Source organism: Tsukamurella serpentis (genome assembly GCF_054780975.1).
In genome coordinates, this window is the sequence record NZ_BAAGVH010000001.1 from 197,082 (window position 1) to 222,908 (window position 25,827).

Below are 25,827 nucleotides of genomic sequence, written 5' to 3' on the forward strand. Positions count from 1 at the left end.
GAACCACCACCCTTACACACCCGGGACAACTTCACGAAACTTGTCCCGATTCCCTGACGGGTCGTGTTTCCGCTCACGGCGTAACGACGGAGGCGATTCGGCCGGACGTCAGGAGACGTGCACGGTGGGCCGGCGCTTGGCGTCGTGCTCGGCCTGGCGCAGCACCTCGTGGCACACCGCGGCCACCTCACCGGTTCCCTCGACCAGGTACTTACCCATGTTGAGCACGGGGTTCATCTCCGACCACTGGAAGTACACCTCGGGTACCACTCCGGTCTCGTCGCGGATGTACAACAGCACCGCGGCGATAGTGTTCGCCACACTGCCGGACCGGACCTTCAGCAGCCGGTAGCCGAACTTCTCGATTCCCCGTACCTCCAGGTCCTCCTCGAAGTCCGAGGAGTCGCGCGGCCACACCTCCAGCAGGATCACCCGTGAGCGCCCCGGAATGTGGCCGAACTTGCGCTCGGCGCGCACCTTGTCGCGGTACTCCTTCTTGGTGTCCACGTCGGGCTCGTGGGCGACGATCCGGATCGCGTGCTGGGCTTTCGCATCGTCACGGATGAACTCCAGGGCCTTGTCGTCGAAGACCGTCGACGATGCTCGCAACTCGAAGGACCGCCGTACCCGCGAGCCGATGGAGACCAGCGCGATCGCGAGGATGAACAGCGCCGCGATCCGCACACCGTCGGGCCGCTCGATGATGTTGTCGATGGTGGTGTAGACGAACACCGCCGAGATCAGGCCGAAGGCCCAGGTGGCGCCGGTCTGACGCTTGCGCCGGGCGGAGATCGTCACAGCGATCGCCGCCGAGGTCATCAGCACCAGCACGCCGGTCGCGTAGGCGCCGCCCTGCGCGTTCACGTCGGCCTCGAAGATCAGCACGATCACCAGCGCGATCACGGTCAGCACCACCACCAGCGGTCGTACCGCGGAGGCCCACCGTGGTGCCATGCCGTAGCGCGGCAGGTACCGCGGCACCAGGTTGAGCATTCCCGCCATCGCGGATGCACCGGCGAACCAGAGGATCGCCACCGTCGACACGTCGTAGACGGTGCCGAAGGTGTTGCCCAGGTACTCGTGCGCCAGCCACGCCAGTGCGCGGCCGTTCGCCCCGCCCTCGGGCTCGAACTCCTTCGCCGGGATGAGCAGGGTGGTCGCGAAGCTCGACGTCGCGAGCAGGACGCTCATGATCACCGCGGCGGTGGTCAACAGCCGGCCGGTGTCCCGGATCCGCTTGGCCGGATACTCCGGCGGGTCGTTCGGGTCACCCTTGATCTGCGGCATCACCGCGACACCGGTCTCGAATCCGGACAGGCCCAGCGCCAGCTTCGGGAAGACCACCAGCGCCACCGCGGCCACCATCAGCGGATTCGAGTACTCCGTCCACAGCAGGTCCTGCCACTCGATGATCTTCTGCGGCCGCTCGGCGACGTGCCACAGCGAGACCGCGATGATCACCACGTTCAGCGACAGGTAGACCACCACCAGCACGACCGCGACCCCGATCGCCTCCCGGAAGCCCTTCAGGAAGACCAGTCCCAGGGCCAGTACCAGGCCGAGGGTGATCGGGATGTTCATGCCGTGCAGGTACGACGGGACCAGGGGGTTCTCGACGATGTGCTCGGCCGCGTCGGACGACGAGAGCGTGATGGTGATGATGAAGTCGGTGGCCGCGAAACCGAGTAGGCCGAGCACGAACAGCTTGCCGCCCCACCACGGGAGCAGCCGCTCGAACATGGCCAGCGATCCCGATCCGTTGAAGCTCTCCCGGGAGACCCGCTTGTACACCGGGAGCGCGCCGAACAGGGTCAGCGCGATCAGCACCAGGGTGGCGATCGGCGAGACCGCGCCGGCGGCGATGAACGCGATGGCCGGTTGGTAGCCGAGGGTGGAGAAGTAGTCCACACCGGTCAGGCACATGACCTTCCACCACGGCTGCGGATGCTCAACATCACTGGCGTGCGGCCCCACGTGGGTGCCCGCTCGCTCGGACATGCCGCTGAGGAACCAGTTGCGCGTGCGGTCGGAGAACCGCGGAAGGCCGATCACGGGCTTCACAGTAGCCCCCGGTGATCCCGAGCGCCGGACCCGCGCGGCCGATGTCCGGAACGTCGGGGATCGCTGTGGATACCGGGCCCGGCCGAAGAAGGTTTCATAACGAAAATGGGAATGACGGGGCGCCAGCGTCGGCTCGGCGTCGTAGTGGTCGGTGAGCATTCGCAGGTATGACCGCACACCACGCTCCAGCACTCGCATCCGTCGGCTCCGTGGCCGACCTGCTCGCCTCGATCCCGGCCCTCATCGGCTTCTATCCCAGTCGATCGGTGATACTGCTCGCCTACGACGACATCACCAGGACCGTCGGCGCCACCGCTCGCACCGACCTCGAACTCACCCGCACCGGCACTCTGCGCAGGACCAGCCGCGATTACATCGTCGAGGCGATGCGCATGATCCGTACGCAGGGCGCCGACCGCGTGCTGTGTGTGGTCGTCGACGACCGGATCTCCGCTTCCGTCACCGGCGCAGTGCTCCGGGCACTGCAGAACTGCGCCCGGTCACGGTCGGTCGCCGAGCCCGATATCGAGATCGCCGACCTGTTTCTGGTCCCGCGACTGGCCGCCGGGCAGCGGTGGGTCTGCCGGCACGCCGAGAGCGGTGAGATGAGTGACCCCGCCGAGTCGGTGGCGATGCTCACCGCCGTGGTCGAGGGCCGCACCATCCACGCCTCTCGGGACGCACTGACCGGGCAACTGATGCCGGAGGGGCCCGGAGTACCCGCGGCGCAGTGCCGCCGAGCGGCGTCCACCGAGGCCGGAGGAGATCCGGGCGAGCTGCTCACGGCGCTACTCGGTGCGATCACCGGGCCGGGAACCGACCCGCTCAGTGACGCCGATGTGGCGCTACTCGGCGGCGCGATACTCGATCTCATGGTCCGCGATGCGGCGATGGCACTGGCGCTGACGGTGGTCGCCGACGAGGCCCGCACCCTGTTCGCCGAATTGGCGCGACGCTTACGCGGTACCCCGCGCGCAGCGGCGGCGACGCTGGTGGCGGCCTCAGCCTATCTGCACGGCGAGGGACCGATCACCGGGATCGCGCTCGACGCCGCTCTGCTGGCGGACTCCCGGTACCGCGCGGCGCACCTGCTGGCGCGGGCGCTCACCGCGGGGCTGCCGCCGAGCGACATGACCGCGGTGGCAGAGACCGGCTTCGCGGTGGCGAGCCGGCTCGGGGTGCGGCTACCGCCGCGGACGGGGGAGGTGGAGCTGGCCGGATGAGACCGGGGATACTCCGGTGCTGTCAGTTCGAACGCGCTGCGTGCGCCCGATCACCGAGCGCACGGGTGAACTCCCAGGCATCGGCGACGATGCCCCGCAGATCGGTGTGCTGCGGTCGCCAGCCCAGCTCGTCGACCGCGCGCTGCGAGGACGCCACCAGGACGGCGGGATCGCCCGCACGCCGGTCCGCCGCGACCTCGGGGATCTCGCACCCGGTGACCTCGCGGCAGGTGTCGATCACCTGGCGCACCGAGAATCCCGCGCCGGAGCCGAGGTTGAACACCTCGTGCGTTCCGGGCTTCGCGTGATCGAGCGCCAGGAGATGGGCATCGGCCAGGTCTTTGACGTGCACGTAGTCACGCACCGCGGTGCCATCGGGAGTGGGGTAGTCGGAGCCGAAGACGGAGATCTCCCCACGCTGCCCCAGGGCGGTCTGCAGTACCAGTGGGATGAGGTGGGTCTCCACCTCACGGTTCTCGCCGAATCCCCGGTACCCGCCGGCCACGTTGAAGTACCGCAGGGAGACCGCGGCCAGTCCGTACGCGGTGGCGTAGGAGGTGATCGCGGCGTCGATCGCGAGCTTGGTGGCGCCGTAGGTGTTCGTCGGTTCCGTTCGGGCCCCCTCGGTGATCGGCACCGTATCGGGCTCGCCGTACGTGGCGGCCGTCGACGAGAACACCAGGCGCTCCACCCCGGCCGCCAGCATCGCGTCCAGCAGCGCGAGCGTGGAGACCACGTTGCCCTGCCAGTACTTGTGCGGATGATTCACCGACTCGCCGACCAGGGACTTCGCCGCGAAGTGGAGAACGCCGTCGAACTCGCCGTCGCTGAGCAGCGGCCGGGCGGCGGTGGCCACGTCCCCTTCGACGAAACGCGCGCCGCTGGGAACCGCGTCCCGGTTGCCGGTGCTCAGGTCGTCGAGCACGGTCACCTGATGGCCGCGTTCGAGCAGGACCTGCGTGCACACGCTGCCCACGTAGCCGGCACCGCCGGTCACCAAGAGCTGCACCGCTACACCGCCTCGACGAAGACCGCGTGCGCCATCTCGTCGGGGAGCTCGAAGTCCTCGTGGCCTGCGACGGAGATGACCACTGCGCCGCGCTGGACGGTGACGCTCACGCGGGCGTCCGGGACGACGCCCGCAGCGCGGAACCGGCTGATCAGGTCGGTGTCGGCCTGCACGTGCTCGGCCAAGCGCTTGATCACCACGGCGGTCGGTCCGCCCTGGGCGAGATCGGTGAGACGAGCCGGCCGGGGCTGCTCACCGCCGACCACCACACCCAACTCGGCGAGGCCGGGGATCGGGTTGCCGTACGGCGAGGTAGTGGGGTTGCCCAGGACGTCGAGCAGACGCCGCTCGACGTCCTCGCTCATCACGTGCTCCCAGCGGCAGGCCTCGGCGTGCACGTTCTCCCACTGCAGGCCGATCACATCCACCAGCAGTCGCTCCGCGAGACGGTGCTTGCGCATGACGGCGATCGCCAACTGACGGCCCTTGTCGCTGAGCTCCAGATGACGGTCACCGGCCACCCGGACGAGGCCGTCGCGCTCCATCCGCTGCACGGTCTGCGACACCGTGGGGCCACTCTGCTCGAGCCGTTCGGCGATCCGCGCCCGTAAGGGGACGACGCCCTCTTCCTCGAGCTCGTAGATCGTGCGCAGGTACATCTCGGTGGTGTCCACCAGATCGTTCACGTATCCAGCTCCTTATCGTCGCCGTCAGCTTAACCGAGACAACCGTCCCCATTCCGTAGTAAAGATTACCTAACTTCGGCGCGTCGCAGGATGGCAACCGATAGTGTCCCGGTGCATGGCCCGGTTCCCCGACTCCCAGGTGGTCTGGGATCCCTCGGTACTCGAATACCGATTCTCCCACTCCCACCCCATGGACCCGGTGCGATTGCATCTGACCCTGGAACTGTCGCGGATGCTCGGAGTGCTCGACGGTGTCGAACTGACCGCGCCGCGCAGATTCGACGAGAACCACCTGCGCCGCGCGCACACCGATGACTACCAGGCCGCGGTGCGGGTCGCCGGCTCCGGCCGCTCCAGCATCGACCTCACCGGCTACGGGCTCGGCAACGACGACAACCCCACCTTCCTCAACATGCACGAGGCCGCCGCCGGCATCGTCGGCTCCACCCTCACCGGAGCCCAGGCGATCGCCGAGGGCGCGGCCACTCGCGCGGTCAACATCGCCGGTGGCATGCACCACGCCATGCGCACCCACGCCTCCGGCTTCTGCGTCTACAACGACGTCGGCATCGCGATCTCCTGGCTGCTCGACAACGGCTACGACCGGGTCGCCTACATCGACATCGACGCCCATCACGGTGACGGTGTCCAGGCTCAGTTCTGGAACGACCCGCGGGTGCTCACCGTCTCCCTGCACGAGGACCCGCGACACCTCTGGCCGCACACCGGGTACCCCAGCGAACTCGGTGGGCCCGAGGCCCGCGGCACCGCGATCAACGTCCCGGTTCCGGCGTTCTGCTCCGATGCGCTGTGGCTGCGCGCCTTCCACGCGGTGGTCCCGTCGATCGTCCGGGAGTTCCGCCCGCAGATCATCATCAGCCAGTGCGGCTGCGACTCGCACGCCGCCGATCCGCTGACCGACCTGTCGCTGACCGTGGACGGGCAACGCGCCGCGATTCTGGCCATGCGCGGGCTCGCCGACGAACTCTGCGACGGGCGGTGGCTCGCCGTCGGAGGAGGCGGCTACCAGTTGATCAGCGTGGTGCCCCGAGCCTGGACCCACCTGATCGGAGCGGTCGTGGGAGTCGATGTGGATCCGGCGACCCCGATCCCCGACGTGTGGAAGGACCTGGTCGGCGAACTGCACCCGAAGGTGCTTGCGGGTACGAGCGCGATCCCGGAGGCTATGGGGGAAGGCGGCGACACCGACTTCACGCCCTGGGAACCCTCGTCCTTCGACCATGCGGGCGAACCGTCCGCAGAAGCGGCCGTCGACAGGTTCATCACCCGGGCGCGCACCGCGGTGTTCCCTCTGCACGGACTCGACCCGGAGGACCCTCGTGACTGACGAGCCACCGCTGCACCCCTCCGGACCCGCCACGGACCCGTTCCCCGCCCCCAAGGTCGGCGGCCCCGCGCCCGGACCCTACGAGTTCCCCTCGCACTGGGTGGCCGACGTGCTCGCCTCCGACGGAGGCGTGGTGCACCTGCGGCCGGTGGTGCCCGACGACGCCGACGCCATGGTCGAGTTCCACGGCGGCCTGTCCGAGCGGACCCGCTACCTGCGCTACTTCGGCCCGTACCCGGTGATGCCGCCACGGGACGTGGCCCGGATGACCACCGTCGACCACGACCAGAGGGTGTGCTTCCTGGCCGTGCTCGGCGGGCGGATCATCGCGGTCGGGTTGTACGAGGGGCTCGCCGAATCGGGGAAACCGTCCTCCGCGGAGGTCGCCTTCGTGGTCGCTGACGAGCACCAGGGCCGCGGACTCGGACCGATCCTGCTCGAACACCTGGCCGGCGCTGCGGCCGAGAACGGCTTCCACCGGTTCGAGGCCGAGGTACTCGCCGAGAACCGGTACATGGTCAACGTGTTCAAGGCCGCCGGGTACGAGCTGCGTCGCAGCTTCGACGGCAGCGTCGTGCACGTGGAGTTCGGAATCGACCCGACCGACGCCCTGGTGGCCGTCCGGAACGCCCGCGAACTGGCATCGGAGGCGCGCAGCGTCAGCAACGCCCTGCGGCCCACGTCGGTCGCGGTGATCGGGGCGTCGACCACTGCGGGCAAGGTCGGGCACGCGGTGCTGCGCAACCTGATCGCCGGGGACTTCACCGGACCGGTGTACCCGGTGCACCCGGACCGGCGGTCGGTCGTCGGGATCCGGGCCTACGAGTCCGTCCGCGACATCCCGGACCAGGTCGACCTGGCCGTGGTGGCGGTGCCGGCCGACAACATGCGCCAGGTGCTCGACGACTGCCTCGCCAAGGACGTGCGGACCCTGCTGGTGGTCTCGTCCGGCTTCTCCGACGCCGGTGGCCGCGGTACCGAATCCGAACAGCGGCTGGTCGCCGCGGTCCGTTCACACGGGATGCGGCTGATCGGCCCCAACGCCCTCGGGGTGATCAACAACGATCCGCAGGTGCGGCTCAACGCGACCCTCGCCCCGGTGGTGCCGGGACGGGGCAACGTCGGGTTCTTCTGCCAGTCCGGCGCGCTGGGCATCGCGATCCTCGACACCGCGGCCTCGCGCGGGGTGGGCCTGTCGACGTTCGTCTCCGCCGGGAACCGTGCCGACGTCTCCGGCAACGACGTGCTGCAGTACTGGGACACAGATCCGGCCACCGAAGTGGTACTGCTGTACCTGGAGAGTTTCGGCAACCCGCGCAAGTTCGGTCGCATCGCTCGCCGGCTGGCGCGGCAGAAGCCCATCGTGGCAGTACACCGCGGTGGTGTCGACGTCGATCGGCGGCAACGCGCCAACGAGGCGCTGTTCGAGAACTCCGGTGTGGTGCAAGTCGATTCGATACCCGAGCTGTTCGACTGCGCCACGTTCTTCAGCTACCAGCCGCTCCCCAAGGGCCGCCGGGTCGCGGTGATCGGCAATTCCACCGCGCTCGGAGTGCTGGCCACCCACACCGGTATCCGGGAAGGGCTCGACGTCGCCCAACCGGTGGATCTCGGTGCAGCGGCGTCCCCGGAGGAGTTCCGTGCCGCCATCGACGCGGCACTCGCGGACGATCGCGTGGACGCGATCATCGCCGTCTTCGTACCGCCGGTGGAGGCACCGCCGGAGGCTCATGCCGCCGTGCTGCTGGAGGCGTCCCGGAAGCTGATCAAGCCGATCGTCTCCACCTTCCTCGCTTTCGAGGGAGTCACCGAACTGCTCGCCGTCACCGACGACGACGGTGTCCGGCTCCGCGGCTCGGTCCCGTCGTACCCCGAACCCGAGCGGGCGGCCCACGTCCTCGCGCAGGGCTGGCGGTACGCGCAGTGGCGCGCCCGGCCGATCTCCGACACCGCCCGCCCGGACCGTACCCACGCCGAGGAGGCCCGCACGTCGGTGCGGGAGTGGCTGCCGCCCGCCGATTCCGACGGTGGTGCGATCACCCTGACGTTCGAGCAGAGCGCGCGACTGCTGGGCCTGTACGGAGTCGATGTGGTCCCGTTCGAAGTGGCCGCGGACCCGGCCGGAGCGGTCGCCGCCGCGGATCGACTGGGTTACCCGGTGGCGATCAAGGCCATGGGGGAGCGTTGGCGACTACGCGCCGACCTCGCCGCAGTGCGGCTGGACCTCACCGGTCCGCAGGCCGTCGCGGACGCCTTCGCGGAACTCTCCGGTGCCACCGGTGAGCGGACTCTGCACGTGCAGAAGATGGCGGACAAGGGCGTCGGCTGCGCGGTGGGCTACGAGAACGATCCGAAGATCGGGCCGCTGCTCTCGTTCGGGCTCAGCGGCGCGGTGCCCGAACTGCTCGGCGACCGCGCCTACCGGTTGCTCCCGTTGACCGAGGCCTCCGCGCAGGACCTGGTGACCGCGACCAGGTCGGCGCCGTTGCTCGCCGGCTTCGCCGGGGAAGCCGGCGTCGATCGTGCCGCGCTGATCGACGTGGTGGTACGCGTGGCGGCACTGGCGTACGAGGTACCCGAGATCCGCACGATCGACTGCCAGCCGATCCTGGCCACCACCGACGGCGCCTCGGTGCTGTCCTCGGTGGTCACCATCGGCCACGCCAACGATCTGCTCACCCAACAAGCGGAACCGCGCCGGCTCTGAGCGCCGGCGCGGTTCCTTCGGGAGTGACTGTCAGCTCGCGTACGCGCGCAGGCGATCGGCGCGATCACCGTTGCGCAGCTTGCTCATGACCTCGCGCTCGATCTGCCGGACGCGTTCGCGGGAGAGCCCGAACAGCTTGCCGATCTGGTCGAGGGTGCGCGGCTGGCCGTCTTCGAGGCCGTACCGCAGGCGGATCACCTGCTGCTCGCGCTCATCCAGGGTGCCGAGCACTGAGCGGACGTCCCTGTGCATCAGGCTGGAGATCACCGCGGACTCCGCCGAAGCCGCCTCGGCGTCCTCGATGAAGTCGCCGAGCGGTGCCTCCTCGTCGGAGCCGACCGGCATGTCCAGGCTCACCGGGTCCCGCGAGTGGTCCATGAGGTCCGCGATCTTCTCCGCCGGGATGCCCGACTCGGCGGCGAGCTCGGCGTCGGTGGCCTCCCGGCCGAGCTGCTGGTGCAGTTCACGGCGGATCCGCGCCAGCTTGTTCACCTGCTCCACCAGGTGGACCGGCAGCCGGATCGTGCGGGACTGATCAGCCATGCCGCGCGTGATCGCCTGGCGGATCCACCAGGTGGCGTAGGTCGAGAACTTGAAGCCCTTGGCGTAGTCGAACTTCTCCATCGCGCGGATCAGTCCGAGGTTGCCCTCCTGGATCAGGTCCAGCAGCGGCATCCCGCGCCCGGTGTACCGCTTGGCCAGGGAGACGACCAGTCGCAGGTTGGCCTCCAGCAGGTGCTGCCGGGCGGCCTGACCGTCGCGGACGATGAACGCCAGGTCACGCTTCTTCGACGCCGCCATCCGCTTCTTGGTGGCCAGCAGGTGCTGGGCGTAGAGCCCGGCCTCGATCCGCTTCGCCAGCTCGACCTCGTCCTCAGCGGTGAGCAGGGCCGTGCGGCCGATTCCGTTGAGGTACACGCGCACCAGATCAGCGGCGGGACTCTGTGCATCGAGATCCGCCTCGGTCAGCGGGGGCCGCACCCGATCAGCGGGGCGGGCTGCGGTGCTAGCGGTGTTGACGCGGTGTGCCATGTGGCTGCCTCCTGTTCGCCGGTACATCAGTTCAACGGACGACGCTCGGGCTGAGTTCCCGAGGTTCAACCGCTTGACCAGCGCAAACAGGAAGCCGTACTGAGAAGTTGCTTAAAGAAGGGTGATGAACCCGTGGCGGTAGAGGTCGGCGAGCAGGCGGTGGGCCGGCTGTGTCAGGTCCGGTTGCCCGGTCGCGACCTCCAGGAGCGCCACCAGATCCTCGACGGTGAGCGAACCGCTCGCGCCGGCGAGCAGGCGGGCACCGTCGTCATCGATCTCGTGAGTCCACCTCGGTCCGGACATCCGGGTCACCCGCACCGCCACCTCGTCCCAGCCCTCGTCTCCGGCGACGCTGACCCGCTCCAACGCGACGTCATCGCCGAGCACCGGTCGCGCAGCATCGAGATCGATGTCCCGCAGCACCTGCATCCGGCTGAAGTGCTGGGGAGCCTCGGAGCCGAGCGGATCCTCGAAGGGGTGCGCAAGCTCCTCGCACACCACCTCCGACGGGCCCTCGGCCGCGCGGAGGAAGACGAATCCGAAACCGATCCCGGTCACCCCGGCCCGGGCCAAGTGGGCCAGCCAGCGGTCCGACTTGATCCTGCCCTCGCCGGTGCGCGGGTCCAGGCCCTCATCCCGTAGCCAGGTCCCGACGTAGAGCGCCGGATCGGCGACGTCGCGCTGCAGTACCCATGCCGCGACCCCGTCGGCAGGCAACCAGGACGCGACCCGCGTCTGCCAGGGTTGCTCCTCGCGGTGCACCCACGAGGCCAGCAGTACCGCGGTGCCGCCGGGGGACAGGTGCTCCGGTGCGCCTCGCACCACCAGTTCGGAGGCCCCGTCGAGGTCGAGACCGGAATCGCGGTAGGTGTGTTCGACCCGGCCCTCGCCCACCACGAACGGCGGGTTCGCCAGGAGCAGATCGAACCGCCGCCCGGCCACCGGCTCGAACCAGTCGCCGGTCAGTACCTCGATGTCGACACCGTTGAGCGCGGCCGAGGCCGCGGCGAAACCGGCGGCGCGCTCGCTGACATCGGTGGCGGTCACCGCGTTCGCGAACCGGGTGGCCGAGCAGGCGTGCACTCCGCACCCGGTGCCCAGATCGAGGACGGTGCCCGCGTGATCGCGCGGCGTGGCGCGGAGTAGCGACTGCGAGGCGTGTCCGACGCCCAGTACGTGCTCCCGGTGCTGCGGATGCGGACGCATCAGTCCGTCGAGATCCGAGACGAACCACTGCGGACCGTCGGGCAGATCCAGCGGCCGCAGGCTCAGCGCGGCCCGTACCCGCGTCGGATCATCCGGATCGCGCTCGAGTAGACCCGCCCCGACGGCCTCATCGGCGGTGACCGGGCCCAGGGCGCTGTCGACCAGCGCGGCCGGGACCGGGGCTGCGGCCAGGAAGAGGCGGATCAGCACGTCCAGCGGATCGTCACCGCAGGCCGCGGCCTCGACCGGGCCCGGTTCACCGCGCGAGAGACACCCGTACTGGTCGCCCAGGCGCTCGGCGACGGCGGCCTCGGAGAGACCGGCGGCACGCAGGACCGGACCCAGGCGACGGCACAGCGGGGTCAGGCCGGGATCGAGCTCCACTAGTCGCCGTGCTCGGAGACGGTCTTGATCTGGTGTCCCTGCAGGGCCAGCCGGTCGAGCTTGCGGGCGGTGAACCGGTCGGGTTCACCACGGCGCTTCTTGGGGCGGTCGTTGGCGCGGATCACCGCGATCCACGGGATCGGGATCGAGCCGGCGAGAACCGCCAGGGCGATCACCCAGTTCCCCGTCGCCGAGTAGATCCACACCGAGATGACGAGGGCGGGAATGCGGATCGCCATGATCATGAGGTACCGGCGGACTCGCCGCCGGTACTGCTCCTCGTACGACTCCTCCGCGTTGGTGATGACGTACGGGGCGTCCCGATTGTTTCCCACGCCTACGATCGTCCCACTGCACCTGGCAGAATGAAAGTCATGAGCACGAAGACTCTTGAGAAGCCGGACGTCGACGTCGATGCCGACTCCGGCAACGACGACGACACTCCCAAGTTCTTCCACTACGTGCGCAAGAACAAGATCGCCGAGTCCGCGGTGATGGGCAACTACGTGGTCGCGCTGTGCGGGGAGACCTTCCCGGTCACCAAGTCGGCCAAGCCCGGCTCGCCGGTCTGCCCGGACTGCAAGAAGATCTACGACCGCCTCAAGAAGTAGGCGTCAGCGCGAGCGGCCGGACCCCTGCGGAGCGGGGTCGCCCGGCGGCGACGGTGCGGCCTGAGCGGTGGCGGCCTCGGCCGGTGGCCGGCCCCGTCGCCGGATCGGGTCGGTCGCGCGTCGTAGACCCTGCGCGGCCACCCGGCCGGGATTGTCGATCCCGGCCTCCTTCATCTGCTCGACGACCCAGCCGCGGAGCTGATCGGTGCGGATCTCGCGGGCCGGCCACCGGTCCTGCAGGGCGGCGTTGAACTCCGCGCCGACCATCACCGCGAAGCCGAGGAAGAACGTGAACAGCAGGAACGCGATCGGCGTGGCCAGCGCGCCGTAGGAGTAGCCGCGCCCGACCGAGATCCACGACAGGTACACCCGCAGCCCGGTCGAGGTCACCAGGAAGATCAGCGCCGCGAGCGCGGCGCCGGGCACGTGCCGGTACCACGGCAGTGGTCGTGGCAGCGCCTGCCGGTAGAGCAGTGCGAGCCCGCCCACCAGCATGAGCACCACGAACGGCAGGTAACCGAGGTCGATCAGGCGTGCGACCGCCGGGTGCCACGAAGCGGGAATGTACTTGATGATCAACGTAGGACCGAGCGCCACCAGCGGCAGGGTGAACACCGCCAGGATCAGGAACTCGATGTACAGCAGCAGGGCGAACAGCCGCTGGTGCACCGGATTGCGGACGGTGTGCTGATCGTGCGCCATCGAGATCGAGTCCACGAACGACGACAACGCCGAGGAACCGGCCCACAGTGCGATGATGAAGCCGACCGAGACCACGTCGCCGCGGCCCTGCTGCAGCACGCCCTCGACAGTGGGTTTGATGATCTCCTCGACCACGTTCGGAGTGAACGCCGAAGCACTTCCGGCGATGATCTTGTCGTGGATCACGTTGATCGTGTCCGGCCCGAACCAACCGGCCACGTAACCGGTGAGGCCGAGCAGACCCAGTAGTAGTGGAGGCAGCGAGAGCGTCTGCCAGAACGCGGCCTGTGCACTGTGACCGACGATGGAATCGTCCCAGGACTTCACCACGGTGCGCCACAGCACGTGCGGCAGACCGCGGACCGCGGCCCAGGTCCGCAGGTGCAGCGGTGCGCGCCGGCGGCGGTCCAGGTCGCGGGTGCGCGGGCCGTCCGAATCCGGCCCGGGGCCCGACGAGGGACCGGGCTGCCGGTCGTTCGGCGCGCGGTGTGCGTGTTCCATCACCCTCCAGTCTTCCGCACCGGGGTCGATCACGTCGGCACCGGTGCGGCCGCGTGTTGCGGCTAGACTGCTTGAGAGTTCGACAACGGCCCGCTCGTCCTGGCAAACCACTCGCGGCGGGCCCTTTCATGCGGTTTAGGGGTGCTTTTTCTCGATGGCGGCTTCACTTCGTGTCTGGCAGCGACGCGCACTCACGAAGTACCTGGCAGCGAAGCCGCGGGACTTCCTCGCGGTCGCGACGCCGGGGGCCGGTAAGACCACCTTCGCGCTGCGCGTGGCCGCTGAACTGCTGGCCGATCGCACCGTCGAGCGGATCACTGTGGTCGCACCCACCGAGCATCTGAAGTACCAGTGGGCTCAGGCCGCGGCGCGGAACGGGATCAACCTGGACCCGAACTTCAGCAATTCCTCCGGCGCCACCTCGTCGGACTTCGACGGTGTGGTGATCACCTACGCGCAGGTGGGCATGCACCCGTACAAGCATCACGCGCGCACCGCCGCCTACAAGACCCTGGTGATCCTCGACGAGATCCACCACGCCGGCGACGCCAGGAGCTGGGGTGAGGGTGTGCGGGAGGCCTTCGCCGACGCCACCCGCCGACTGGCGCTGACCGGTACCCCGTTCCGCAGTGACGACAATCCGATCCCGTTCGTGACCTACGAACCCGAGTTCGGCGGTGGACAGCGGTCGAAGGCCGACCACGTCTACGGCTATTCCGATGCGCTGGCCGACGGCGTGGTGCGGCCGGTCGTCTTCCTCGCCTATTCGGGGCAGGCGAGCTGGCGGACCAGTGCGGGGGAGGAGTTCACCGCACGTCTGGGTGAACCGCTGAGCAAGGAGCAGACCGCCCGGGCCTGGCGCACCGCGCTGGACCCCCACGGCGACTGGATCCCGGCGGTGTTGCACGCGGCGAACACCCGGCTCGACCAACTGCGCCGTGCCATCCCCGACGCCGGTGGCCTGGTGATCGCCACCGACCAGACCACAGCGCGGGACTACGCGGAACTGCTGACTGAGATCAGTGGCGAGAAGGTCACCGTGGTCCTGTCCGACGATCCGACCGCCTCGAAGCGGATCAGTGAGTTCTCCGACAGCACCGACAAGTGGATGGTGGCGGTGCGCATGGTGTCCGAGGGCGTGGACGTTCCGCGCCTGGCGGTGGGCGTGTACGCCACCAGCGCCTCGACGCCGTTGTTCTTCGCGCAGGCCATCGGCCGGTTCGTGCGCCTGCGGGTGCCGGGGGAGACGGCCAGCGTCTTCCTGCCGTCGGTGCCGGTCCTGCTGGACCTGGCCGCGAAGCTCGAGGAGCAGCGCGATCACGTCCTGGGCAAGCCGCACCGCGAGTCCGACGGACTCGAGGACGCGCTGCTGGCCGACGCGAACAAGCAGAAGGACGAGCCGGGTGAGGAGGAGAAGGCCTTCGTCTCGCTGCACGCCGACGCCGAACTCGACCAACTCATCTACGACGGCTCCTCGTACGGCACCGCCACCTTCTCCGGCAGCGAGGACGAGGCCGACTACCTGGGCCTACCCGGACTACTGGACGCGGAACAGATGCGGGCACTGCTGCAGCAGCGCCAGAAGGAGCAGGTCGCCACGCCCGCGGCGGTGGAGCGGCCGGCACCGGCGCAGGTGACCGAACGCGCCACCGCGGGCGCGCAACTCGCCGCGCTGCGCCGCGAACTCAACTCGCTGGTGGCGATGCACCACCATCGCACCGGGAAGCCGCACGGCGTGGTGCACAACGAGCTGCGGAGCAAGCTCGGCGGACCGGTGACCGCGATGGCCACGGCGGATCAGTTGCGCGAGCGGATCAGCGCGCTGCGCACCTGGAAGTGACTCGTCAGACGGCGACCGGAGCCTGGACGATCGTCGCGCCCTGCGTCTGCAACTCGGAGCCGTACTCGCCGAAGTGGTGGCTGCAGAACAGCAGCTCGAATCCGGACGGGAGGACGGCGCGCACCTGCGCGGCCGCCGAGCAGCGGTCGCACCGATCGGATGCGGTCAGCGGAGCGAAGGTCTCGCCTGCCGGACCCTGCGAAGTGACTGTGTTGGTCATGACTCCTCCGTTCCTCGTGTAACCGCTCGGGTATCTGTTTATACGTCCGAGCCTACCGATTTGTTCCAGCGGAATCTCCGAACCCGGAGGCCGTTTCGCTCCCGGTGAAATCCGGACCGGGATCGGCGGGAAGTCGGTGGCCCCCGTCGCACCGGTTCATCTACCGTCGAGCGGTGGCCGGTCTGTTGATACCTGCGATGTTCGTGATCGGCGCCATCAGTCAGTACGTGGGCGCCTCCCTGGGGGTGGGCCTGTTCGCGGAACTCTCTCCGATGGCGGTCGCGTGGCTACGCGGCGCCGGGGCGGGGCTGATCCTGGTGGTCGTGCTGCGGCCGCGCCGAAGCGCGTGGTCGGTGTCCCGGTTGCGGGTCGCGGCCCTGTTCGGAGCCGTGACGCTCCTGATGAACATGGCCTTCTACGAGTCCATCGCACGCATCGACCTCGGTACCGCGGTGGCGATCGAGTTCCTCGGGCCGATCGCCGTGGCCGTGGCCGGGTCGCGGCGCCCGATCCACCTGCTGGCCGCTGCGGCCGCTCTGGTCGGGGTGGTGTGCGTCGCCGGGGTCAACGTCGGAGGTGTCTCCGGGGCGGACGGTGCGATCGGTGTGGCCTGCGCACTCCTCGCCGCGGCGCTGTGGGCGGGATACGTGATCCTCGGCAAGCGGGTCGCCGACGCGGGCGGGGGGATCGAGGGCCTCGGCGTGGGGATGGCGGCAGGAGCGCTGCTCCTGGCCGCTCCGGGCCTCGGATCCGATCTGCTGACCCGTCCGGAGGTTTTCCTCGGCTGGCGGGTGTGGGTGCTCGGCCTGGGTCTCGGCCTGCTCAGCTCGGTGATCCCGTACGTCCTCGACCAGGTGGTGCTGCGCCGGGTGGGACGTGCCCGGTTCGCCCTCCTGCTGGCCCTGCTCCCGGTGACGGCGACAGCCGTCGGCGCGGTGATGCTCGGTCAGCGACCGGGACCGGTCGAGGCGGTCGGCATCGCGCTGGTGGTCTTCGCGATCGCGGTCACCTCGCGGCGCGACGCGGCCGGGTGTGAATCCGAGCGGGACGGACCGTCGCCCCGGGAGCGATCGGGTTAGATTCACCCATGGACTCTCGATCCGAGCAATCCTCCGTCCACCCGCCGCGCTTCGATCGCGATCCCTTCGGCAACGTGACCGGTGGCGTCGATCGTCGCCGGTTCCTCGCCGGATTCGGTCTGTTGGCCGGGACCGGGGTGCTCGCGGCGTGCGGCGTGCCGGCGCCCGGCGGAGGACCGTCCACCTCGTCCGCGCCGCCACGGGCGCTCACCGGCCCGGACCTGTCCGGTGCGGCGACCGGTGTCCGGGTGCGCGACGATCTGTTCCGGCACGTCAACGGCGGGTGGTACGACGGTTTCGAGATCCCCGCGGACAAGGCCTCCTATACGACGTTCGCCGACCTGTCCGATCGTGCGCTCGGACAGCTCAGGGCGATCATCGAGTCGATCCGGGACCCTCGGGCGCGGAGCGACGAGGCGAGGATCCGCGACGTCTACGACGCTTTCATGGATACCGAACGGATCGACGCCGACGGTGCGGACCCGATCCGCCCCGAGCTCAGTGCGATCGACGCCGCGGCCGACAAAGCGGGTCTGCTCAAGGTGATCGGTGCGCACCAACGACGCGGCATCTCCGGGCTGGTGGGTTACCAGGTCGACACCGACCCGAAGAACTCCTCTCGGTACGCGCTCAACCTGTTGCAGTCAGGTATCGGGCTTCCCGATGAGGCGTACTACAGCGACCCCAAGTACGCCGCTGCGCGCGACGGCTACCGCGGCTACCTGGAGAAGGTGGCCGCGCTGGCCGGGCTGCCCGATCCCGCCGGACTGGCTTCGCGGGTACTCGGCTTCGAAACCGCTGTGGCGAAGGGGCACTGGAACCGGGTCCGCTCGCGGGACGCCTCCGCCACCTACAATCCGTACCCGTTCTCCGAGTTGTCCACGCTCGCCCCCGGCTACGACTGGCACGCCTGGGCCGCGGCAGCCGGTGTCAAGGCGGAGGACGCGAAATCGGTGGTGGTCGCTCAGCCGAGTTTCCTGACCGCGATGGCGAAGCTGTGGGCGGAGACCGATCTGGCCGTCCTGAAGGAGCACGCTCGGATCCAGGTGCTGCGGGCCTACGCCGCCTACCTGGCCGAGCCCTTCGCCACCGCGAACTTCGACTTCTACTCGAAGACGCTGCGCGGCACGGAGAAACAGCCCGACCGGTGGAAGCGTGCCGTCGCCGTGGTGGAAGCGGTGATCGGCGAGGGGCTGGGCCGGCTGTACGTCGAGAAGCACTTCCCGGCGCAGGCGAAGGAGCAGGCCGAGCGTCTCGTCGACAACCTTCGCAGCGCGTACCGGGCGTCCTTCGCGGACCTCGCGTGGATGACCCCGGCCACGCGCCGCGCGGCCACCGCCAAGTTGGAGAAGATCCGCACCAAGATCGGTTACCCGGAGAGCTGGCGGGACTACTCGGGCCTGAAGACCGATCGGAAGTCGATCGTGGCCACCGTCCGTGCCTCCGCCGAGTTCGACAACGAATTCCAGTTGGCCAAACTCGGTGAGCCGGTGGACAAGAGCGAATGGCTGATGCCCCCGCAGACGGTGAACGCCTACTACAACCCCGGTATGAACGAGATCGTCTTCCCGGCCGCGATCCTGCAGGCGCCGTTCTTCTCGCCGGACGCCCGGGCCGCGGTGAACTACGGCGGCATCGGCGCGGTGATCGGGCATGAGATCGGTCACGCCTTCGACGACCAGGGTGCCAAGTACGACGGCGACGGCAACCTCGCCGACTGGTGGGCGCCGGCCGACCGCGCTGAGTTCGACAAGCGGACCAAGGCCCTGATCGCCCAGTACGACCGTTTGGTCCCGGCCGGGCTCGCGCCGGAGAACACGGTCAACGGTGGCCTGACGGTGGGGGAGAACCTCGCCGATCTGGGCGGCTTGTCGATCGCGATCGCCGCCTACCGGATCGCTGTGGCCAACCGGGATGCCGGAACCGAGGGGGCGGGTGACGATCTGGCCCCGCTGTTCCTGAGTTGGGGCCGGATCTGGCGCAACAAGGCGCGCCGGGCTGCCGCGATCCAGGCCCTGGCGACCGATCCGCACGCGCCGAACGAGTTCCGGGCCAATCAGGTGGTCAAGAACATCGGGGCCTTCGCCGACACCTTCGGCGTGCGCCCCGGTGACGGGTTGTGGCTCGATCCGCGCGATCGGGTCACCGTTTGGTGAGTCTCGCGCCGACGGTGCGCAGCGCCAGGTCCGCGTAGAAGTCCCCGATCCGTTCCGGTGTGATCTCGCCGCCGTCGTGGTACCACCGCCCGATGTCGATGCCGCTGGAGAGCACGGCGATCGTGGCCATCCGCGGATCGGGGGTGTCGAAGGAGCCGTCGGCGACGCCGGCGTCGACGATCGAGCGCATCCGCCGTGTGATCTCACGGCGCAGCGTTCGGATCTCGGCGCGGTGTTCCTCGGTGAGCGCGTCGAGTTCGTAGTTCACCACCCGGACGCTGGTGTGCGAGGTCGCGTGGTGACCGGCGAAGGCGCGGACCGCTCTTGCCAGCCGGTCGGCGGGGCTGAGCGCGGGATCGTCGACCGCATCGACGGCTTCGATGATCCGGCGATGACCGACTCGTGTGAGCTGGTGTAGCAGTTGCTCTTTCGACTTGTAGTGCACGTACACCGCGGCCGGGCTCATGCCGGCGGCGGCGGCGATATCCCGGGTGGTGGTGCCGTGGAAGCCGCGTTCGGCGAAGGCCTCCGCGGCGGCGGTCAGCAGCCTCGCCCGGGTGGCCTCGGACCGGGTCGGGTTGTCGGGTCCGGTCACCGTCGTCCCTTCCGGATGCGCCGTGCTGATCGACGTCTGCTTATTGTGAACGGGGCCACAACGGCGGGTCGGATGACGATCGCGTCGCAGTCGGCCTGAATGGTACCGCACTAAGCAAGCGCTTAGTTCACAAGTTCGACTCGGAGGTCAATTCCATGCCCGAAGCCGTCATTGTCGCCACCGCCCGCTCGCCGATCGGGCGCGCCGCGAAGGGTTCACTCAAGGACGTCCGCCCGGACGACCTGTCGGTTCAGATGGTGCGCGCGGCACTGGCGAAGGTTCCCGAGCTGGATCCGCGTGAGATCGACGACCTCATGTTCGGCTGCGGCCAGCCCGCCGGTGAATCGGGCTTCAACATCGCCCGTGCGATCGCCGTCGAGGCCGGTTTCGATCACCTGCCGGGGGTTACCGTCAACCGGTACTGCAGTTCCAGCCTGCAGACCTCCCGGATGGCGCTGCACGCGATCAAGGCGGGCGAGGGGGACGTGTTCATCTCCGGTGGAGTGGAGACCGTCAGCCGCTACATCAAGGGCAACGCGGACGGCCTGCCCGATACCAAGAACCCGCTGTTCGGGGCCGCGGAGGAGCGGACCGCGAGCTTCGCGGCGGGCGGACGCACCTGGGCCGATCCGCGCGACGACGGGGAGCTGCCCGACGTCTACATCGCGATGGGGCAGACCGCGGAGAACGTCGCGCAGTTCAAGAACGTCTCCCGGCGCGATCAGGACGAGTGGGGCGTACGGAGTCAGAACCGCGCCGAGGCGGCGATCGCCTCCGGCTTCTGGGAGAAGGACATCACTCCGGTCACGCTCGCCGACGGCACCGTCGTCGCCAAGGACGACGGTCCGCGCGCCGGTGTGACCTACGAGGCGATCAGTGGCCTGAAGCCCGTCTTCCGCCCGGACGGCACCGTCACCGCGGGCAACTGCTGTCCGCTCAACGACGGCGCCGCCGCCGTGGTGATCATGTCGGACACGAAGGCCGCGCAGCTCGGGCTGACCCCGCTGGCGCGGATCGTCTCGACCGGGGTCTCCGGTCTGTCTCCGGAGATCATGGGCCTGGGCCCGGTGGAGGCCTCGAAGCAGGCGCTCGAACGTGCCGGCCTGTCGATCGCGGACGTCGACCTCATGGAGGTCAACGAGGCCTTCGCGGCGCAGGTCGTTCCGTCGATCCGAGATCTGGGTATCGACGCCGACAAGGTGAACGTCAACGGCGGAGCGATCGCGATCGGCCATCCCTTCGGTATGACCGGGGCGCGGATCACGAGCACCCTGATCAACTCGTTGCAGTGGCACGACAAGCAGTTCGGCCTCGAGACCATGTGTGTCGGCGGGGGGCAGGGGATGGCGATGGTGATCGAGCGGCTGAGCTGACTGCAGGAGATCGAGGGTGCTTCGAGGGCGGCTCGTGCGATCTGCGGGAGCCGCCCTCGTCATGTCCTAGGACGCTGGTCGTTCGGCCGGGTCCGATCCAGGCCTGCTGGTGTGCTCGCCCAGTGGTCCGTAGGGTGTGATGAGGGTCACGCCCGAGATGACGGGAACGCGTTCGGTCATACGGATTGTGCTCTACGCTACAGAATAAGCGAGCGCTTAGTCAGGTGTCGGAACCGAGGAAGGGTACTGCGAATGACTCGATTCGCCGGGAGGACCGCGATCGTCACCGGAGCCAGTCGGGGGATCGGGCTTGCCATCGCCCGTCGTCTGGTGGCGGACGGCGCGAAAGTGGTGATCACCGCCCGCAAGCAGGAAGCCCTCGACGCCGCCGTCGCCGAGCTCGGTGGCGCGCAGGTCGCCGTCGCGGTGGCCGGTACCGGGGACGATCAGGCCCACCAGGACCAGGTGATCGCAACCGCCCTCGAGACCTTCGGCAGCATCGACTACTTCGTCAACAACACCGGTATCAACCCGGTCTACGGACCGCTGATGGAGCTCGACCTCACCGCCGCACGCAAGATCGTCGAGGTCAACGTACTCTCCACGCTGTCCTGGGTGCAGAAGGTCAACGCCGCGTGGCAGCGCGAGCACGGCGGCGCGATCGTCAACGTCGCCTCCGTCGCGGGCCTGCGTCCGGCCCCCGGCATCGCCTTCTACGGCGTCACCAAAGCCGCGGTGGTGCACCTCACCGAGGAACTCGCCGTCGAACTCGGACCCGGAACCCGGGTCAACGCGGTCGCCCCCGCCGTGGTCAAGACCCGGTTCGCCAGCGCCCTCTACGAGGGCAAGGAGGAGCAGGTCGCGGCGAACTATCCGCTCAAGCGGCTCGGAATCCCCGACGACATCGGCTCGGTGGTCGCCTTCCTACTCTCCGACGACGCCTCCTGGATGACCGGACAGACGATCACCGTCGACGGTGGTGTGCTGCTGACCGGTGGGGTCTGAGGGCGTGTCCCGGTTCGAGCCGCGCGGTAGTGGCATCGTCGTCACCGGCGCCGGCAACGGAATCGGCGCCGCGCTGGCCCGTGAACTCGCCGCCCGGGGAGCCCGTGTCGTGGTCTCCGACATCGACGCCGAGGGAGCCCGGGACGTGGCCGCGGAGATCGCCGCCGCGGGTGGCTGTGCGGTCGCGGTGGCCGGCGACGCCGCCTCCGAGGACGGGGTCACCGCGGTCGTCGACGCCGCCCGCACCGAACTCGGATCGATCGACGCCTGGTATGCCAACGCCGGCGTCGATCGAGGCCGCGGGCTGCCGACGACCGAGGCCGATTGGGAGACTTCCCTGCAGGTCAACCTGCTGGCGCAGGTGCGCGCCGCACGCCTGCTCGTACCACTGTGGACCGATCGGGGAACCGGTCGGTTCGTGGTCACGGCCTCGGCCGCGGGCCTGCTCACGATGCTTGACGCCCCGGCGTACTCGGTCAGCAAACACGCCGCCGTCGCCTTCGCCGAATGGCTCTCGATCACCTACCGACACCGCGGCGTCGTCGTCCAGGCGATCTGCCCGCAGGGCGTGCGCACCCGCATGTTCGACGAGGCCGGCCCCCTGCAGGACCTCCTCGGACGCGACAGTGTGATCACCGCCGAGCAGGTCGCGCGGGCCGCCGCCGATGCCCTCGCCGGAGACGATTTCCTGATCCTGCCGCACCCGCAGGTCCGCGACTACTACCGGACCCGTGCCGCGGCGACCGACGACTGGCTGCGCGGGATGAACAGACTGCAGCAGCGTCTCGAGGAGCAGGAGGGCGTCCGATGAGAGCCTGGCAGGTACATCGGCTGGGGGAGCCGGGTGAGGTCCTTCGGGCGGCCGATACGCCGATCCCGGTGCCCGGACCCGGCCAGATCGTGGTGCGAACCCTCGCGGCCGCGGCGAACTTCCCCGACGTGCTGATGTGCCGTGGCCGGTACCAGGTCAAACCGGATCTGCCGTTCACCCCCGGCGTGGAACTGTGCGGAGAGGTCGTCACCGTCGGCGAGGGCGCCGACCACGCCCGCGGCGAGCGGATCCTCGGCGGCGCGGCGCTTCCCTTCGGCGGCTTCGCCGAGTACGCAGTGCTCAACGCCACCGAGGCCTTTGCCGCGCCACCGGCGCTCGACGACGCGCAGGCCGCCGCCCTGTTCATCGGCTACCAGACCGGGTGGTTCGGACTGCATCGTCGCGCCCGCCTGCGCTCGGGGGAGACACTGCTGGTGCACGCTGCGGCAGGCGGGGTGGGCAGTGCCGCGATCCAGCTCGGTAAAGCCGCCGGTGCCCGCGTGATCGGCGTCGTGGGCGGACCGGCGAAGGCCGAGGTCGCCCGGGCGCTCGGGGCGGACATCGTGATCGACCGGCACACAGAGGATTTCGTGGAGGTGGTCACGGCGGAGACCGGTGGACGCGGCGCCGACGTGATCTACGACCCGGTGGGTGGTGAGACCTATCGGCGATCGACCAAGTGCATCGCCTTCGAGGGACGCATCCTGGTCGTCGGCTTCGCCGGCGGCGCGATCCAGGAGGTCGCCCTCAACCACGCGTTGATCAAGAACTACTCGATCACCGGTCTGCACTGGGGGCTCTACAACCGCTACGACCCGGCCGCGGTCCGAGGCTGCCACCAGGAACTGACGGGCCTCGCAGAGCAGGGGCTGATCGATCCGTTGGTCAGTGAACGCCTGCCCTTCGAGCAGGTTCCCGACGGCCTGCAACGCCTCGCCGATGGAGCCACCGTCGGCCGCCTAGTGTACCAGGCCGGCGCTACCACTACCACTACCTGAGCTGAGCCCCACTGCCACAACGCCGTTCGATCCCGCATCCACGCAAGGAGAACCCGATGACCCAGCGCACCGCCATCGTGACCGGAGCCGCTCGCGGTATCGGCGCCGCCGTCGCCGCCCGCCTCGCAGCCGACGGCGCCGCCGTGGCCGTGCTCGACCTCGACGAAGCGGCCTGCCGCGCGGTCGCCGACCGGATCACCGCCGATGGGGGCACGGCGATCGGCGTCGGCGCCGACGTCACCGACGAGCAGCAGGTGACCGACGCCGTCGCACGGGTGGCCGCAGAACTCGCACCGCCCACCGTTCTGGTGAACAACGCAGGCATCATCCGCGACGACCTGCTGTTCAAGATGACCGCGGGCGACTGGGACGCGGTGATGAACGTGCACCTGCGCGGCGCCTTCCTCATGTCCCGCGCGGTGCAGGCTCACCAGACGAAGGCCGGCTGGGGCCGCATCATCAACCTGTCCTCGACATCGGCGCTCGGTAACCGCGGCCAGGCCAACTACTCCGCCGCGAAGGCCGGAATGCAGGGCCTGACCAAGACTCTCGCCTTGGAGCTGGGCAGGTTCGGGGTCACCGCGAACGCCGTCGCCCCGGGTTTCATCGCCACCGACATGACCCGCGCCACCGCCGAACGGATGGGCGTGAGCTTCGAGGAATTCACCGCGGCAGTGGCCGAGGAGACCCCGGTGGGCCGGGTCGGCCGGCCCGCCGACATCGCGAACGCGGTGAGCTTCTTCGCCGGAGAGGCAGCGGGTTTCGTCTCCGGGCAGGTGCTCTACGTGGCCGGCGGACCGAGGGCCTGAAACGATGCGGGTACTGAGCGGACCGGACGAATTGCAGGCCGCCGTCGGCCAGCACCTGGGCTACAGCGATTGGCTGCGGATCGATCAGCGCCGCATCGACCTGTTCGCCGAAGCCACCGGCGATCATCAGTGGATCCACACCGATCCCGAACGCGCGGCGGACGGCCCCTTCGGAGCGACCATCGCGCACGGTTACCTCACCCTGTCGCTGATCCCGCTGCTGGCCGGGCAGATCTACCGCGTCGACGGGGTGACGATGGGCATCAACTACGGCACCGACAAGGTGCGGTTCCCGTCGCCGGTACCCGTCGGATCGCGTATCCGGGCCGGTGCCGAACTGATCTCCGTCACTCCGAGAAGCGGTGGGCAGCAGGTGATCGCCCGGGTCACCGTCGAATGCGAGGGGGCCGACCGACCGGCCTGCGTCGCCGAGACGGTCTCGGTGGTGTTCCGATGACCGGGCACTACCCCGGACTCGACCTCAGTGCCCTCGGACAGTGGCTTCCGCAGCACGTCGAGGGAGCCGGCACCCAGCTCGAGGCGTCGCTGATCGCGGGCGGGAAGTCCAACCTCACCTATCGGATCTCCGACGGTGACTCCACCTGGATACTGCGCCGCCCACCCGTGGGGGAGCTCCTGGCGACCGCCCACGACATGGGGCGGGAGTACCGGATGATGTCTGCGCTGCGCGGAACCGCCGTGCCCGTGCCGCAGGTGTACACCTTCTGTGAGGATCCGGGTGTTCTGGGGGCACCCTTCTACATCATGAGCGAGGTCGACGGGGTGCCCTACCGCCGAGCCACGGAGCTCGCCGCGCTCGGGGCCGAGCGGACCCGAACGATCTCCGAACGACTCATCGACACCCTGGTGGAGCTGCACCGGGTCGATCCCGCAGACGTCGGACTGGCCGACTACGGCCGGCCGGAGGGCTTCCTCGGCCGGCAGGTGCAGCGCTGGCGCAAGCAGTTCGCCGCCGCGCACACCCGCGACCTACCGTCGGTCGATCGGCTGTACACCGCACTGCAACAGCGGGTTCCCGCAGACCGCGTTCCGGGGATCGTGCACGGCGACTACCGCCTCGACAACGTCCTGATCACACCGCAGGACCAGCCGGGTGCGGTGCTGGACTGGGAGCTGGCCACCATCGGCGACTCACTCACCGACCTGGCGTTGATGCTGGTGTACGGGCGTCTGGCGGAACTGTCACCGGCCACCGTCAGTGACGTGACGACGGCACCCGGATTCCTCACCGAGCAGCAGATCATCGACCGCTACGCCTGCGGATCGGCCCTGGACCTCAGAGACTTCGGCTTCTACATCGCGCTCGCCTCGTTCAAGCTGGCCGGCATCGTCGAGGGAATCCACTACCGCTCCATCGGGGGCCAGACCGTGGGAGTGGGCTTCGCCGAAGCCGGCGCCGCCGTCGAACCCCTCCTGGAGACCGGCCTGCAGGCACTCAAGGAGGACTGAC

General features: G+C 69.2%; 23 protein-coding genes. 14 read left to right on the forward strand and 9 right to left on the reverse strand.

All coding sequences use genetic code 11. The features are described 5' to 3' along the window. Positions 1–108: 108 nt before the first annotated feature. Positions 109–2,061 (reverse strand): APC family permease, encoded by a 1,953-nt coding sequence (locus ACYVHG_RS00940; RefSeq protein ID WP_461165551.1) that lies wholly within the window; start codon positions 2,059–2,061, stop codon positions 109–111. 167 nt (positions 2,062–2,228) lie between these two features. Between ACYVHG_RS00940 and ACYVHG_RS00945 the strand changes: the two genes are divergently transcribed. Beyond that, positions 2,229–3,284 (forward strand): DUF4192 domain-containing protein, encoded by a 1,056-nt coding sequence (locus ACYVHG_RS00945; protein ID WP_461165552.1) that lies wholly within the window; start codon positions 2,229–2,231, stop codon positions 3,282–3,284. 22 nt (positions 3,285–3,306) lie between these two features. Here the strand turns inward: ACYVHG_RS00945 and galE are convergent, their stop codons facing one another. Further along, positions 3,307–4,293, reverse strand: a complete 987-nt coding sequence (gene galE / locus ACYVHG_RS00950) for a UDP-glucose 4-epimerase GalE (RefSeq protein WP_461165553.1) — start codon at positions 4,291–4,293, stop codon at positions 3,307–3,309. 2 nt (positions 4,294–4,295) lie between these two features. Then, complete coding sequence (locus ACYVHG_RS00955) at positions 4,296–4,979, reverse strand: metal-dependent transcriptional regulator (RefSeq protein WP_461165554.1); 684 nt, start codon at positions 4,977–4,979, stop codon at positions 4,296–4,298. A gap of 115 nt (positions 4,980–5,094) precedes the next feature. On the opposite strand from ACYVHG_RS00955, the gene ACYVHG_RS00960 reads away from it, so the two are divergent. Further along, on the forward strand, positions 5,095–6,327 hold the full coding sequence (locus tag ACYVHG_RS00960) for an acetoin utilization protein AcuC (protein ID WP_461165555.1): 1,233 nt from the start codon (positions 5,095–5,097) through the stop codon (positions 6,325–6,327). Beyond that, positions 6,320–9,034: a bifunctional acetate--CoA ligase family protein/GNAT family N-acetyltransferase gene (locus ACYVHG_RS00965; RefSeq protein ID WP_461165556.1), complete on the forward strand. Its 2,715-nt coding sequence runs from the start codon at positions 6,320–6,322 to the stop codon at positions 9,032–9,034. The genes ACYVHG_RS00960 and ACYVHG_RS00965 overlap by 8 nt, the downstream gene beginning before the upstream one ends. 30 nt (positions 9,035–9,064) lie before the next feature. On the opposite strand, the gene ACYVHG_RS00970 is transcribed toward ACYVHG_RS00965, so the two are convergent. From ACYVHG_RS00970 to ACYVHG_RS00980, 3 genes are all read right to left on the reverse strand, one after another. Next, on the reverse strand, positions 9,065–10,066 hold the full coding sequence (locus tag ACYVHG_RS00970) for a sigma-70 family RNA polymerase sigma factor (RefSeq protein WP_461165557.1): 1,002 nt from the start codon (positions 10,064–10,066) through the stop codon (positions 9,065–9,067). A 111-nt stretch (positions 10,067–10,177) separates the two neighbouring features. Beyond that, on the reverse strand, positions 10,178–11,656 hold the full coding sequence (locus ACYVHG_RS00975) for a DUF7782 domain-containing protein (RefSeq protein WP_461165558.1): 1,479 nt from the start codon (positions 11,654–11,656) through the stop codon (positions 10,178–10,180). Continuing rightward, a complete protein-coding gene (locus ACYVHG_RS00980; protein WP_461165559.1) occupies positions 11,656–11,991 on the reverse strand; it encodes a DUF3099 domain-containing protein in 336 nt (111 codons plus the stop codon). Before ACYVHG_RS00980 ends, ACYVHG_RS00975 begins: the two co-directional genes overlap by 1 nt. A 39-nt stretch (positions 11,992–12,030) precedes the next feature. Between ACYVHG_RS00980 and ACYVHG_RS00985 the strand changes: the two genes are divergently transcribed. Next, positions 12,031–12,267 (forward strand): DUF3039 domain-containing protein, encoded by a 237-nt coding sequence (locus ACYVHG_RS00985; protein WP_461165560.1) that lies wholly within the window; start codon positions 12,031–12,033, stop codon positions 12,265–12,267. Positions 12,268–12,270: 3 nt separating this feature from the next. Here ACYVHG_RS00985 and ACYVHG_RS00990 read toward each other — a convergent pair whose 3' ends face one another. Next, positions 12,271–13,470: a YihY/virulence factor BrkB family protein gene (locus ACYVHG_RS00990; protein ID WP_461165561.1), complete on the reverse strand. Its 1,200-nt coding sequence runs from the start codon at positions 13,468–13,470 to the stop codon at positions 12,271–12,273. 154 nt (positions 13,471–13,624) lie between these two features. Between ACYVHG_RS00990 and ACYVHG_RS00995 the strand changes: the two genes are divergently transcribed. After that, on the forward strand, positions 13,625–15,310 hold the full coding sequence (locus ACYVHG_RS00995; RefSeq protein ID WP_461165562.1) for a DEAD/DEAH box helicase: 1,686 nt from the start codon (positions 13,625–13,627) through the stop codon (positions 15,308–15,310). 4 nt (positions 15,311–15,314) lie between these two features. On the opposite strand, the gene ACYVHG_RS01000 is transcribed toward ACYVHG_RS00995, so the two are convergent. Beyond that, the gene (locus ACYVHG_RS01000; protein ID WP_461165563.1) at positions 15,315–15,530 is read right to left on the reverse strand and encodes a DUF7455 domain-containing protein; all 216 of its coding nucleotides are present in this window, start codon (positions 15,528–15,530) and stop codon (positions 15,315–15,317) included. Between the two features lie 173 nt (positions 15,531–15,703). On the opposite strand from ACYVHG_RS01000, the gene ACYVHG_RS01005 reads away from it, so the two are divergent. Together ACYVHG_RS01005 and ACYVHG_RS01010 are read left to right on the forward strand one after the other, a co-directional pair. Next, positions 15,704–16,609 carry an EamA family transporter gene (locus ACYVHG_RS01005; RefSeq protein ID WP_461165564.1) on the forward strand — a complete coding sequence of 302 codons (906 nt, stop codon included), beginning with the start codon at positions 15,704–15,706 and terminating at the stop codon, positions 16,607–16,609. 8 nt (positions 16,610–16,617) lie between these two features. Beyond that, a complete protein-coding gene (locus tag ACYVHG_RS01010) occupies positions 16,618–18,765 on the forward strand; it encodes a M13 family metallopeptidase (RefSeq protein ID WP_461165565.1) in 2,148 nt (715 codons plus the stop codon). Here ACYVHG_RS01010 and ACYVHG_RS01015 read toward each other — a convergent pair. Next, positions 18,752–19,360, reverse strand: coding sequence for a TetR family transcriptional regulator (locus tag ACYVHG_RS01015; protein WP_461165566.1), 609 nt, complete (start codon positions 19,358–19,360; stop codon positions 18,752–18,754). The two genes, ACYVHG_RS01010 and ACYVHG_RS01015, sit on opposite strands and share 14 nt — an antisense overlap. Before the next feature lie 155 nt (positions 19,361–19,515). Here ACYVHG_RS01015 and ACYVHG_RS01020 point away from each other — a divergent pair, with 155 nt between their 5' ends. The 7 genes from ACYVHG_RS01020 (at position 19,516) to ACYVHG_RS01050 (ending at position 25,826) form a co-directional block, all read left to right on the forward strand. Beyond that, complete coding sequence (locus ACYVHG_RS01020) at positions 19,516–20,733, forward strand: acetyl-CoA C-acetyltransferase (RefSeq protein WP_461165567.1); 1,218 nt, start codon at positions 19,516–19,518, stop codon at positions 20,731–20,733. 252 nt (positions 20,734–20,985) lie between these two features. Further along, positions 20,986–21,738: an SDR family oxidoreductase gene (locus ACYVHG_RS01025; RefSeq protein WP_461165568.1), complete on the forward strand. Its 753-nt coding sequence runs from the start codon at positions 20,986–20,988 to the stop codon at positions 21,736–21,738. Positions 21,739–21,742: 4 nt separating this feature from the next. Then, on the forward strand, positions 21,743–22,549 hold the full coding sequence (locus ACYVHG_RS01030) for an SDR family NAD(P)-dependent oxidoreductase (RefSeq protein ID WP_461165569.1): 807 nt from the start codon (positions 21,743–21,745) through the stop codon (positions 22,547–22,549). Further along, positions 22,546–23,547 carry an NADPH:quinone oxidoreductase family protein gene (locus ACYVHG_RS01035; protein ID WP_461165570.1) on the forward strand — a complete coding sequence of 334 codons (1,002 nt, stop codon included), beginning with the start codon at positions 22,546–22,548 and terminating at the stop codon, positions 23,545–23,547. Before ACYVHG_RS01030 ends, ACYVHG_RS01035 begins: the two co-directional genes overlap by 4 nt. Before the next feature lie 56 nt (positions 23,548–23,603). Further along, entirely contained in the window at positions 23,604–24,356 is a 753-nt protein-coding gene (gene fabG, locus ACYVHG_RS01040; RefSeq protein ID WP_461165571.1) for a 3-oxoacyl-ACP reductase FabG, read from the forward strand. A gap of 4 nt (positions 24,357–24,360) precedes the next feature. Further along, on the forward strand, positions 24,361–24,813 hold the full coding sequence (locus ACYVHG_RS01045; RefSeq protein ID WP_461165572.1) for a MaoC family dehydratase: 453 nt from the start codon (positions 24,361–24,363) through the stop codon (positions 24,811–24,813). Next, positions 24,810–25,826 (forward strand): phosphotransferase family protein, encoded by a 1,017-nt coding sequence (locus ACYVHG_RS01050; RefSeq protein WP_461165573.1) that lies wholly within the window; start codon positions 24,810–24,812, stop codon positions 25,824–25,826. Before ACYVHG_RS01045 ends, ACYVHG_RS01050 begins: the two co-directional genes overlap by 4 nt. Position 25,827: the final 1 nt, after the last annotated feature.

What these genes read in the sequence shown, in the direction of transcription:
- ACYVHG_RS00945 (WP_461165552.1), top strand. Translation starts at nt 2,229, where the DNA reads ATGACCGCACACCACGCTCCAGCACTCGCATCCGTCGGCTCCGTGGCC.
- ACYVHG_RS00960 (WP_461165555.1), top strand. Translation starts at nt 5,095, where the DNA reads ATGGCCCGGTTCCCCGACTCCCAGGTGGTCTGGGATCCCTCGGTACTC.
- ACYVHG_RS00970 (WP_461165557.1), bottom strand. Translation starts at nt 10,066, where the DNA reads ATGGCACACCGCGTCAACACCGCTAGCACCGCAGCCCGCCCCGCTGAT.
- ACYVHG_RS00985 (WP_461165560.1), top strand. Translation starts at nt 12,031, where the DNA reads ATGAGCACGAAGACTCTTGAGAAGCCGGACGTCGACGTCGATGCCGAC.
- ACYVHG_RS00990 (WP_461165561.1), bottom strand. Translation starts at nt 13,470, where the DNA reads ATGGAACACGCACACCGCGCGCCGAACGACCGGCAGCCCGGTCCCTCG.
- ACYVHG_RS00995 (WP_461165562.1), top strand. Translation starts at nt 13,625, where the DNA reads ATGGCGGCTTCACTTCGTGTCTGGCAGCGACGCGCACTCACGAAGTAC.
- ACYVHG_RS01000 (WP_461165563.1), bottom strand. Translation starts at nt 15,530, where the DNA reads ATGACCAACACAGTCACTTCGCAGGGTCCGGCAGGCGAGACCTTCGCT.
- ACYVHG_RS01010 (WP_461165565.1), top strand. Translation starts at nt 16,618, where the DNA reads ATGGACTCTCGATCCGAGCAATCCTCCGTCCACCCGCCGCGCTTCGAT.
- ACYVHG_RS01020 (WP_461165567.1), top strand. Translation starts at nt 19,516, where the DNA reads ATGCCCGAAGCCGTCATTGTCGCCACCGCCCGCTCGCCGATCGGGCGC.
- ACYVHG_RS01025 (WP_461165568.1), top strand. Translation starts at nt 20,986, where the DNA reads ATGACTCGATTCGCCGGGAGGACCGCGATCGTCACCGGAGCCAGTCGG.
- ACYVHG_RS01035 (WP_461165570.1), top strand. Translation starts at nt 22,546, where the DNA reads ATGAGAGCCTGGCAGGTACATCGGCTGGGGGAGCCGGGTGAGGTCCTT.
- fabG (WP_461165571.1), top strand. Translation starts at nt 23,604, where the DNA reads ATGACCCAGCGCACCGCCATCGTGACCGGAGCCGCTCGCGGTATCGGC.
- ACYVHG_RS01045 (WP_461165572.1), top strand. Translation starts at nt 24,361, where the DNA reads ATGCGGGTACTGAGCGGACCGGACGAATTGCAGGCCGCCGTCGGCCAG.
- ACYVHG_RS01050 (WP_461165573.1), top strand. Translation starts at nt 24,810, where the DNA reads ATGACCGGGCACTACCCCGGACTCGACCTCAGTGCCCTCGGACAGTGG.